This is a genomic window from Phenylobacterium sp. (assembly GCF_016793285.1).
In the GTDB taxonomy this organism is placed as follows: Bacteria; Pseudomonadota; Alphaproteobacteria; order Caulobacterales; family Caulobacteraceae; genus Phenylobacterium.
In genome coordinates, this window is record NZ_JAEUMO010000178.1 from 1 (window position 1) to 5,485 (window position 5,485).

The 5,485-nt window shown below is 72.9% G+C and carries 4 protein-coding genes; 2 read left to right on the top strand and 2 right to left on the bottom strand.

Going from position 1 to position 5,485, the window contains the following annotated elements; translation table 11 throughout:
* Positions 1–304, top strand: a 304-nt coding sequence (locus JNL41_RS15705; RefSeq protein WP_293476540.1) for a hypothetical protein, incomplete at its 5' end; no start/stop codon positions are given.
* Positions 305–595: 291 nt separating this feature from the next.
* Here JNL41_RS15705 and JNL41_RS15710 read toward each other — a convergent pair.
* Both JNL41_RS15710 and ptsP read right to left on the bottom strand, forming a co-directional pair.
* Positions 596–1,744 (bottom strand): helix-turn-helix domain-containing protein, encoded by a 1,149-nt coding sequence (locus JNL41_RS15710; RefSeq protein ID WP_293476542.1) that lies wholly within the window; start codon positions 1,742–1,744, stop codon positions 596–598.
* Between the two features lie 56 nt (positions 1,745–1,800).
* Complete coding sequence (gene ptsP / locus JNL41_RS15715) at positions 1,801–4,062, bottom strand: phosphoenolpyruvate--protein phosphotransferase (protein WP_293476544.1); 2,262 nt, start codon at positions 4,060–4,062, stop codon at positions 1,801–1,803.
* A 158-nt stretch (positions 4,063–4,220) separates the two neighbouring features.
* Here ptsP and JNL41_RS15720 point away from each other — a divergent pair.
* Positions 4,221–5,485: cytochrome P450 (locus JNL41_RS15720; protein ID WP_293476546.1), on the top strand; the 1,265-nt coding region annotated here is incomplete at its 3' end.

The following is a 5,485-nucleotide window of genomic DNA, read 5'->3' on the forward strand; positions in this document are numbered from 1 at the left end:
CCCGCGCGCCGTGGCCGAGACCGACCCGGACGCCGAGTCCGAGGAACACGAAGAGCGCGGCGACCCTCCCGAACGCTGCGACTGGAACGAATACGAACGCCCCGACTGGGAAACCCCGCTGCGCCTCACCGGCGACCCGGACCACGACGCCGCCGCCATCCAGGCCGCGGTCGAGACCGCCGTGCGCAAGATCGGCAAGAGCTACGCCAGGGCCGAGGCCCTCCTCGACCCCGAACGCCGCCCCAAGGGCCGCGCCGCCCTCCTCGCCGGCTCGGCGCCCTTGCGCCTGACGGACACGTCCTGACCGGGCGGCTGACGCGCGCTCCCCTCCCTACCTGAACGTCATGGCCGGGCGTGTCCCGGCCATCCAGAAGCACCGATCCGACCAAGCTCGCAGCGGCGCCCGCCGCGGGCCGCTTCCGCACGCCTGCGCGTCTGGATGGCCGGCACAAGGCCGGCCATGACGTTCCTGGGTGTGGGGCAGCCTGGGATCAGACGACCTCTCTCCCTCCCACCGAACGTCATGGCCGGGCCTGTCCCGGCCATGACGTTCGGGGAGAGGAGAGGCGGCCTTCGCCGCTCGCGGACGCGCCGCCTAGTTCGCCGGCGCGGCCTTCGGGGGCGGGAGCTTCAGCACCGGCGTCGGTGTCGCGGCCGCCTTCGGGATCGGCTTGGCGGGCGGGGCGGCGGTGGCGGTCGCGGGCGGCGCGGCGAGCTTTGAGGCCAGCACCTGCTGCGACGGCAGCACGCCCCTGGACTGGCCGCCGGCGAAGACCTGGAAGTCCTCGGCCTTCGAGACCTCCAGGCTGAGGCCCGGCGTCTGCGGCGCCCTGAACGCTTCGCCCTTCGAGAGCTGGCGGGCGAAATAGACCGAGCCGTCGGCGCCGCGCATGATCAGCGAGCCGGGCTTCAGCGCCTGCAGCACCACCGTCGAGGCCGCGCCCGGGATGCCCGGATCGTAGATCCGGCCCTGCGGCACGAAGTAGGGGGGCAGCGACGCCAGGTCGACGTGCGGCCCGTCGCTGGCGGGCTTCGGCGCGGCGGAACCCGGGGCGACCTCGAGGCCGAGCGCCTTGGCCAGCCCCGGCGTCTCGTAGGGCGGCGGCGTGGTCGATTCCACCGGCGCCGGCAGCGGCGCGCCCAGTTCCATCGGCCCGGCCTTGAGCTGGGCGAGCGCCTTCTCGCTCACCGCCTCGGACGCGAGCGGCGGCGCCGGCGCGTTCGCGGTCATCGCCCGCTGGGCCACGTTCCACATCACGATCGCCGCGATGATGATCAGCGCGCCGACCAGGAAGGCGGCGACCCGCGGGTCGCGCTCGTCGAGTACGCCGACGGGCGCGCGCAGCGGCTCGTCCAGCACCGGCTCGTCGGCCTTGAACCGCTCGGTCGCGAGTTCCGGGTCGAGGCCCAGCGCCGTGGCGTAGGCGCGGATGTAGCCGATGGTGAAGGGACGCGAGGGCAGGGCGTCGAGCCGCATCTCCTCCAGCGCCTCCAGATAGGCGCGGCGGACGCGGGTCGTCTCGGCCAGTTCGGGCAGGGTGAGGCCCTGGTCCAGGCGGGCGGCCTTCAGCGCCTCGCCGATGCTCTCCTGCTGGTAGACCGGGTCGACGGGCGGCGGCGGGACGGCTTCGAGCGTCTCGGGCGCGGCGGCCGGCTCGCGATCGACCTCGGCCACGGCGGCGGCCAGGGCGGCGCGCGCGCGGTCCCGGTCGGTCGGCTTCTTAGTGGCTCGTCTGCGTAGCACGCGGGGTCGGTGGCTCCTGCCGTCCGCCTCACAGTCTCAACGGATTCGGGCGAGGATCAGACGGCGAGGTAGAGTTTGCGCGCGAGGGTTTCAATCTCGTTCCGAACCGAACCCGCCGACGACTTCAGCAGCGCCGAGACGCCGCGGCGGGCCGCCTCGCGGTCGCAGCTCAGCACCATCTGCTTCACCGGCCCGACGCCGGTGGCCGGCATCGACAGCCGCTCGAAGCCCAGCGCCACCAGCGCGAACGCCTCCAGCGGCCGCCCGGCCATCTCGCCGCACACCGAGACGGGCGTGCCGGTCTCGGCGCAGGCCCGCTGGATCGCCTCCATGGCCCGGAGCGCCGGCGGCGAGAGGAAGTCGTAGCGGTCGGCCACCCGCGGGTTCCCCCGGTCGGCGGCGAACAGGTACTGCATCAGGTCGTTGGTCCCGACGCTGACGAAGTCGGTCATCGGCAGCAGCGCGTCGAGGTGCCAGACCAGCGACGGCGCCTCGATCATCGCGCCGACGTCGAGGCGGGACGGCGCCGGGCGGCCGCGCCGCTGGGCCCAGGCCACCTCGGTCTCGACGAAGGCGCGGGCGGAGCGGAACTCGTCGACGCTGGCGACCAGCGGGAACATGACCCGCAGCGGCCGGCCCTTGGCGGCGGCGATCAGGGCGCGGAGCTGCAACCGCAGCAGCGCCGGGCGGTCGAGGCCCATGCGCACCGCCCGCCAGCCCAGCGCCGGGTTCTCCTCGCGCTCGGCCTCCATGTAGGGCAGCACCTTGTCGCCGCCGAGGTCGAGGGTGCGGAAGGTCACGGGCCGGTCGCCGGCGGCGTCCATGACGCGGGCGTAGAGCTGCGTCTGGCCCCCGAGCCTCGGCAGCTCCTCCGAGACCATGAACTGGAACTCGGTGCGGAACAGGCCGATGCCCTCGGCGCCCGTGTCGGCCAGGCTCTCGAGGTCGACGTCGAGGCCGGCGTTCATGAGCAGCGAGATCTTCACGCCGTCGCGGGTGAAGGCGGGCGTGTCGCGCAGCTTCGCGAACTCGGCCTTGCGCTGGCGGCGCACCTCGATGCGCGCCTGGATCGCCCGGATGATGTCGGCGCGGGGGCGGAGGAACGCCTCGCCCGTCTCGCCGTCGACGATGACGGGGTCGCCTTCCGAGACCTGGTCGCGCAGGCCGGTCAGCCGGCCGACGCAGGGGATGTCGAGCGCGCGGGCCACGATGGCGGCGTGGCTGGCCGACGAGCCCTCCTCGAGCAGCAGGCCGCGCAGCTTCGTGCGGTCGTACTCCAGCAGGTCGGCGGGGCCGAGGTTCCGCGCGATCAGGATCGCGTTGTCCGGCAGGTCGCGCGCCACGCTGCCGTCGCCGGAAAGGTGGCGCAGCAGCCGGTCGTTGAGGTCCTCCAGGTCGTGCAGCCGCTCGCGCAGGTAGGGGTCGCGGGCCTGGCCCAGGCGGGCGCGATGTTCGGAGCGGACCCGCTCGACGGCGGCCTCGGCGGTCAGGCCGTTCTTCACCGCGTCCTCGAGACTGCGGTTCCAGCCCCGGTCGTGGGCGAACATGCGGTAGGTCTCGAGCACGTCGTAGCTGGCGTCGACCAGACCGTGCTGGCCCTCCAGCATGCGGTCGATCTGGTCCTTCAGGCCCGAGAGCGCGGCGTCCAGCCGTTCCTGCTCGGCCGCCACGTCGTCGGACAGCAGTTGCGAGGAGGCGACGGGGGGCTCGTGCAGCACCGCGGCGCCATAGGCCAGCCCCTCGGCGAACTTCGAGCCCTTGATCCGTTCGGGCCGCCGCGGCGCCAGCTCGACGCCCTCGAGCTCGCCGACCGTCATCAACTCGCCCGACGCGACCATCTCGGCCAGCACCATGGCGATGATCTGCAGGTCCTCGACCTCGTCCTCGGAGTAGATCCGCTCGGTGCGGTTCTGGACGACGAGCACGCCGATGGTCCGGCCGCCGCGCAGCAGCGGGACGCCCAGGAAGGCGTGATACGGGTCTTCGCCGGTCTCGGGGCGGTACGAGAAGGCGGGATGCTCGGGCGCGTCGGCCAGGTTCAGCGGCCGGCCCAGCCGCATGATCTCGCCCACCAGGCCCTCGCCCGGCTTCATCCGCGTGACGTGGACGGCCTTGAGGTCGAGGCCCTCGGTGGCGAACAGCTCCATCTCGGCGTTCGCGCGCCGCAGGTAGATCGAGCACACCTCGGCGACCATGGAGAGCGCGATGATGCGCACCACCATGTCGAGGCGCTGCTGCGCGGGGCCGCCCCCGGCAAGCGCCTCGCGGATCTGCCTGAGCAGGCTCCGCTGTCCGCGTATGGCGACCGGTGCGGCCATGCCTCGCGCAAACTCCTCCCTGTCCCTGTTGCGTTAGCTAGCAGCTTCGTCCTTCAAATCCGAGAAGCAAACCCCGTCTGTGCCCTGCCCGACGCAAGGCGCCTCAACTTCGGGCATGGCGGCGCGCCGTCCGGTGTCCTAACCTTCGCGTGGCGCCCATGAACGACATCTCCAGCCGCAGACCGACCCCGCCCGGCGTGACGCCGCCGGAACAGCCGCTGCCCTATTTCCACGCGCTATGGAAGCTGATCGACAACCCGATCGAGGCCTGGCCCCGGGCCGTCTACGAGGAGCCGTTCTTCGAGCGCGGCCAGTTCCTCTACGCGGTCGACCCGGCGATGCTGAAGGACATCCTGCTCGACCGGATGGCCGCCTTTCCGAAGGACTGGATGTTCGACCGGGTGACCAAGCCCGCGCTGGGCGAGGGGCTGCTCACGGCGCAGGGCGAGCACTGGCGCTGGCAGCGGCGCGCGGCGGCGCCGGGCTTCCGGCCCGACAACGTCGCGGCCATGACGCCCGCGATGGTGTCGGCCGCAGAGGCCGCGCTCGGGCGCTGGCGCGAGATGGGCGACGGCGCGCGGCTCGACATCGCCACCGAGATGACCGCCATCACCTTCGAGGTGATCCTCGACACCATGCTGTCGGGCGGCGAGGGGATCGACGTGCCGCAGGCGGCGCGGAAGATCACCGACTACCTGGAGACCCTGGGCGGCATCAACGTGGCCGACCTGCTGCAATGGCCCACCTGGACCCGCGTCGCGCTGGCCCCGCGCGGCCACCGTGCGATGGTCTACCTGAAGGCCATGGTCGACCGGATGGTGGCCCGGCGGCGCCGGGAGCCGCCGCGCGGCGACCTCGTGGACCTGCTGATGCAGGCGCAGGACCCGGAGACCGGGCAGCGCATGGACGACGTCCTGCTGCGCGACAACCTGCTGACCTTCATCGGGGCCGGGCATGAGACCACGGCGCTGGCGCTGACCTGGGCGCTCTACCTGCTGTCGGTCGATCCGCGGACGGCCGAGCGGGTGCGCGCCGAGATCGCCGCGGTCGCCGGCGACGAGACGATCACGAACGCCCACGTCGAGCGCCTCGTCTTCACCCGCCAGGTGATCCAGGAGGCGATGCGCCTCTATCCCTCGCTGCCGCTGATGAGCCGCATGTGCGCCGAGGACACCGAGGCCGGCGGGCGCCCGGTGAAGCAGGGGACGTTCGTCTTCATCCCGATCTACGCGCTGCATCGCCACCGCCGCCTGTGGCGCGATCCCGACGTGTTCGACCCCGACCGCTGGGGCGCCGAGGAGAGCGCCGCGCGCCACCGCTTCGCCTACCTGCCCTTCGGCGGCGGACCGCGCGTGTGCATCGGCCAGACCTTCGCGATGATCGAGGCGGTCGCGGTCCTGGCGACCCTGGTCCGCGGCGCCCG